Raw genomic sequence first — 5,021 nt, forward strand, 5'->3', positions numbered from 1 at the left:
CTTCAAACCCATCCGGAACACCCTTTGCCCTCCAAATCACTTTTCATGCCTTAACCGCAAAACACATTCTTTGGGAGCCTGAGGTTCAGAGGCGACATGCTTTTCATATCAACTCAAAATCGTCTCATTTCCGGCCTTCCAGCATGCATCTCTTTGTCACCGGCAAAAACCGTCAGGCGTGGGCTTAGTGTGCGAAGGACAGGATATTGGTGGCCAGGCGGGTGATTGCGACCAAATGGCGCAGTTACGCGGCCCAGGCATCAAACGCCTTTCGGTTCTGAGGGTCATACCGATAACGATTATATACCGTTGCGAGCTCCGCAGGTACCGCTGATAGGTTTGAGGGCATTCCAAGTCCAGATCGAGTTAGGACCAAGCCTAGAGCGCAACCTCATCGCGCCGCTGAATCATTAGGATCAACAGGCGAACAATCAAAGGCCAAGTGTCCTCCATTGCCGGTTCCGGGAAGTGAGCGCGGCATCATAGACGGTCGGATTTAGGGTGCGTTTCTGACCGACAACCTTCCCGATCACAGGCACACAACCCTCAAATCCCCAATCCGCGCCCTCGACCAAGATCAAGGCCGTGCTGGAATGCCAGTTCACGGCCAAGTGAACGCCCGCTGTCGATTTTCATGCCCAGCTCTTGCTTTCGATTGGCCAGGAGCGATTCAAGCTGGGGGTCGCGTTCAAGGCTCTTGATCATGTCCGCCATCTGTGACCGCGTTTCGCGGTAGGCGCCCATTTTGCCGCTTTTGTAGTTTTGCCGCCCCTGCCGCTCGAGCTTCTGCCATTCCGAAACAAACCGGTCGGCGCGCTCCTGCCTTGCTTCCCGCATTCTCCCCTCAGCCTTCATTGCGATAATGGCGCGGCGGACCTGTCCGCTTGCGGCTTCATGCGCGAGCGGGTTATCCGCGAGATAGGCCCGCTCCATGTCGCGTGCATAGTTTGAGCCAAAGGCATTCATTTCGTCGCGTGCTGCTGCAAGCTCCTGCCCCATCGGCTGATAGCGGCCCTGCTCGACAAGCTGCTTCATGGTCGTGCCGTCCTCCTGTGCGCGGAGCAACGCGCTCGCGACACGGGCATGACGCCGAACAGCCGCCTGCGCCCTGATCTGGCGATCTGCACCCCGGGCGGGCACTGGCGGCGCTTGCAGTCCGCCGAACATCCCGCGCAGTTTGTCCGGCGCCTTGCGGACGATCCCGGCAACGCGCTCGCTGAATGTGATCCCGCGCCGCTCGGCAAATGCCTGCGCAGGGCCTGCGCGCTGGTAATCACCGGCCATGTCCTTCGCCCGTTCGCGGGACAGCGTGCGAACGAGCCTGCCCTGATCGGCAAAATCATCCTTGCCGTAATGCAGCGAGACGGACGCACGGTGACGCGACAGCGCGACATAGCTGCTGTGCTGATCCATGCCGGGTGTGGCGAGAACATGAGCACGATCCACGGTCACGCCTTGAGACTTGTGGATGGTCGCGGCGTAACCGTGATCGACATGGGCATAGTCTTTGGTGTCGAAGGCCACGCTGCGGCCATCGTCGAGCAGCACGGCCATGCGCTGCACGCTCACCGATCGCACCGTGCCAAGGCTGCCGTTCTTCACCCCAAGTTCGCGGTCGTTGCGCAGGAACATCAACCGGTCGCCACTCGCAAACGCGCGCGCACCGCGTTCGGTGGTGACCGACACGTCTGCACCAAGTGCGCCATCCTCGCGCAGCTTGCCGCGCGCCAGTTCGTTAAGCGCGCGGACCTCGTCATTGGTGTGCGTCAGAATGATCCGCGAGTGCCCGGGATCGGCAGCACGCTCGCGGTTCCAGCCCTCGACAAGTTCCTCTCGCGCTGCTTCGCGGGTATCGGCAGCATGCACCATGTCATGCCCGGCATAGGCTTCGACTGCCTCGGCAGTGCGCCCCGTTGCCAGATGCCGCGTGGCATCGCGCTGCCAGTTGACCTGCTGCCGCCTGATCTCGGTGATCTCGACATGGCCATGCCGCTCGGCGATCGAGCGGAATGCTGCGCCCGCTTCAATGGCCTGCAGCTGCTGCGGATCGCCGACCAGAACGACCTTCGCCCCTGCGTCCTGAGCAGAGAACAAGACGCGTTCCATCTGTCGCGAACCGATCATCCCGGCTTCGTCGATCACCAGCACGTCACCGGGGCTAAGCAGGTCACGGCCCTGCGCCCACTGATGTTCCAGGCTGGCGATGGTGCGCGAAGCGATGCCCGATCCGGCTTCCAGATTTTCGGCGGCAATGCCGGACAGCGCTGCGCCGCGCACCGACAGACCCGCATCCTCCCACGCTTCGCGTGCAACGCCCAGCATCGCGCTCTTGCCGGTCCCGGCATAGCCGACGACCACGCCAAGGTCCTTGCCTGCGGTGACATGATCGAAGGCGGTGCGCTGCTCGCCGGAAAGAACAAGCCCCCGCTCTTCGGCGGCGGCGAGGGCCCGCTCGCGTGACTGCTGGTCAATGCGTTGTCTATCGCGTTCGCCGAGCAAAGCGGAAGCGCGTTCCATCCGCGCTTCCACCTCGATCATGTCGCGCGTGGTAAACCGCTCATTCCCGCGACCATCCTTGCCCAATGCGACCAGATCGGGCGAGGACTGCACCGCACTCAGCGCCCGGTCGAACTGTTCTTTGCTATCCGAGTGCCGATGCATGAACATGGCAAGGTCGCGGCGGGTAAAGGTCGCCTGCCCCTTGGTGATCGCGTCTAATGCGATGCCCGGATCGGCGATGATCCGCTCGCCGTTCTCGCGCGCGATGGCATGATGCTCGATCAGCCGGTCAGCGTCCGCCCCCATGCGCAGCGAAGGTGCTCCGATCTTGGTCTGCGGCTCAAGGTCGATGCCCTGCGCCTCCAGACTGCGGTGATCGATCCGCGCGTCGATATCGAGCTCAGCCAGCCGCTCGTTGACGTGGCTTGCCCAGCGCTCGCGCCATGTCTCGATAAGTTCAGTGCGGTTCCAGTCGCGCACCTTCTTGCCGAACCCGTCCTCATCCACCTCGCGCATGGTCAGCATGACATGGGCGTGGGGCCTTGCGAGACCGTCCGCGCCCACATCCTGGTGCACATTGAGGTCGGCGATCATCCCGCGTTCCACAAACTCGGCCTGCACAAAGTCGCGGGCAAGTTCGATACCCTGCTGCCGGTTCAGCTCGCGCGGAATGGCGAACTCGATCTCGCGTGAAAGCTGTGCGTCCTTGCGCAGTTCGGTAGCTTCGACCTCGTTCCACAGGGTCGAGCGGTCGCCCAGCCGTTCGGGCGCGCCCTCGGGCAGCAGCACTTCGGAATGGACGACACCAGCCTTGTTGGTGAAGTCATGCGCACGGTCGAGCCGGTCATCGTGAAGTCGCCCCGCGGAACGATAGGCGGCAGATGCGACCGCGCTCGATCCGGCGCTGCGGGAAATGACTTTGGCCGAGAAATGGTAGATCGCCATGGCGGCAATCCGGTTACGGCAAACAAGCGACGTCGGCACGACGTATAAGCGCGCCCTCACAGGATAAAATCCTGATCGGGACTAGGCGGTATCAGCCTGTCCCGGCAACATTGCAGCAATCGGTGACGCGGCACTTTAGGATGGTCCCATCAAACACTGATGGAGACAATCATGCGCAAACCACGAGATTTCGATGCAGAATTGAAGGCGCTCAATGACAAGGCCGCAATGCTCAAGACCCGCAAGGTGCAGCAGCTTGGCGAACTGGTCATCGCGACCGGTGCCGACACACTGAGCATCGAAGAACTGACCGGCGCACTCGTTGCCATCGCTGCCACCAAGGAACCGCACAAGCGCGAGGGCTGGGCAGCGCGAGGCGAGGCATTCTTTCAGGGGACGGCGCGGACCAAAGGCAACCGAACTGCAGGCAACAAGCAAAGCGCTGCGCAAGACCCTGGCAGCGATACTGCGCGCTGAAGCCAGTCAGCGCCGTACCGACAAGAGAGATTGGGCCATGCACCGACGCGAACGAACCCGTCACCTGATCGAGCTTGGCGGACTGGTGCAAAAGGCAGGGCTGGTCGAACTAACCGATGATGACCGCGCGGTCATGCTCGGCGCATTCCTCGTTGTCGCCGGCAAGCTGCAAGGCGAAGAGCGCGAACAGGCACTCACTGTGTGGCGGCGGCGCGGTGCGCGCGCGTTTGACCCAAAATGACGCGATTACAGGGTGCAGCCCGACTCCGGCTTTGCTAGGCTCGACCCAATGCGCACCGGACTTGATCACCTGCCGCCCCAGAAACAGCGCGAGATCGAGCGCGTGGTGCAGCTGGTGTTCGAAGAGTTTGACGATGCCTTTGCGCTCTCGAAGCACGAGTGGAAGAAGGCCGGTCGGATCCTCAAGGTTATCCTCTACGGCAGCTATGCACGCGGAACCTGGGTCGATGAACCGCACACCGCCAAGGGCTATCAGTCAGACTATGATCTGCTGATCATCGTCAGCGACAAGCGTCTGACCGACAGGGTCAAATACTGGTCCAGGCTCGATGACCGCCTGATGCGCGAATATGGCGTGACCGGCACGCTCAAGACACCGGTCAACTTCATCGTCCATACGCTTCAGGAGGTGAACGACGGGCTGGCGCATGGCCGCTACTTCTTCATGGATGTGAAGCAGGATGGTGTGGCGCTGTACCAGTTCGACGACACTGAACTGCACACGCCCAAGCCAAAGACGCCGAAGCAGGCACTCGCCATGGCGCAGGAGTATTTCGACGAGTGGATGCCTTCAGCAGAGCAGTTTCTCATTCAAGGGAATGAGGCCGCTCAGCGAGGTTGGAACAAAAAGGCGGCTTTCGAGCTCCACCAAGCTGCGGAACGCCTTTACCACTGCGTACTGTTGGTCTGCACCTTTTACACACCCCACGTGCACAATCTCGGCTTCCTGCGTACACAAGCCGAGCGTATTGATCCCCGCCTCACGTACGTCTGGCCCCGCGAGACGAAGCGCGACCGTGCGCGCTTCGAGAAGCTCAAGGAAGCCTACGTCAAGGCGCGTTACTCGAAGCACTACCGCA

General features: G+C 61.5%; 5 protein-coding genes. 4 read left to right on the plus strand and 1 reads right to left on the minus strand.

Annotated elements, in window-relative coordinates:
- On the plus strand, nucleotides 1-188 hold a 188-nt coding region (locus AAFM29_RS12825), incomplete at its 5' end, for a hypothetical protein (RefSeq protein ID WP_341713195.1).
- Between the two features lie 358 nt (nucleotides 189-546).
- On the opposite strand, the gene traA is transcribed toward AAFM29_RS12825, so the two are convergent.
- A complete protein-coding gene (gene traA / locus AAFM29_RS12830; protein ID WP_341713196.1) occupies nucleotides 547-3,444 on the minus strand; it encodes a Ti-type conjugative transfer relaxase TraA in 2,898 nt (965 codons plus the stop codon).
- Nucleotides 3,445-3,615: 171 nt separating this feature from the next.
- Here traA and AAFM29_RS12835 point away from each other — a divergent pair, with 171 nt between their 5' ends.
- The 3 genes from AAFM29_RS12835 to AAFM29_RS12845 form a co-directional block, all read left to right on the plus strand.
- Nucleotides 3,616-3,921, plus strand: a complete 306-nt coding sequence (locus tag AAFM29_RS12835) for a conjugal transfer protein TraD (RefSeq protein ID WP_341713197.1) — start codon at nucleotides 3,616-3,618, stop codon at nucleotides 3,919-3,921.
- A 37-nt stretch (nucleotides 3,922-3,958) separates the two neighbouring features.
- Nucleotides 3,959-4,162: a conjugal transfer protein TraD gene (locus tag AAFM29_RS12840; protein WP_341713198.1), complete on the plus strand. Its 204-nt coding sequence runs from the start codon at nucleotides 3,959-3,961 to the stop codon at nucleotides 4,160-4,162.
- 48 nt (nucleotides 4,163-4,210) lie between these two features.
- A partial coding sequence (locus AAFM29_RS12845) for a HEPN domain-containing protein (RefSeq protein ID WP_341713199.1) occupies nucleotides 4,211-5,021 on the plus strand: 811 nt, incomplete at its 3' end.

Origin of the sequence: Erythrobacter sp. (genome assembly GCF_038133525.1) — a bacterium.
GTDB lineage: Bacteria > Pseudomonadota > Alphaproteobacteria > Sphingomonadales > Sphingomonadaceae > Qipengyuania.

Coding starts and splice junctions, on each gene's coding strand:
- traA (WP_341713196.1), bottom strand. CDS start 3,444: ATGGCGATCTACCATTTCTCGGCCAAAGTCATTTCCCGCAGCGCCGGA.
- AAFM29_RS12835 (WP_341713197.1), top strand. CDS start 3,616: ATGCGCAAACCACGAGATTTCGATGCAGAATTGAAGGCGCTCAATGAC.
- AAFM29_RS12840 (WP_341713198.1), top strand. CDS start 3,959: ATGCACCGACGCGAACGAACCCGTCACCTGATCGAGCTTGGCGGACTG.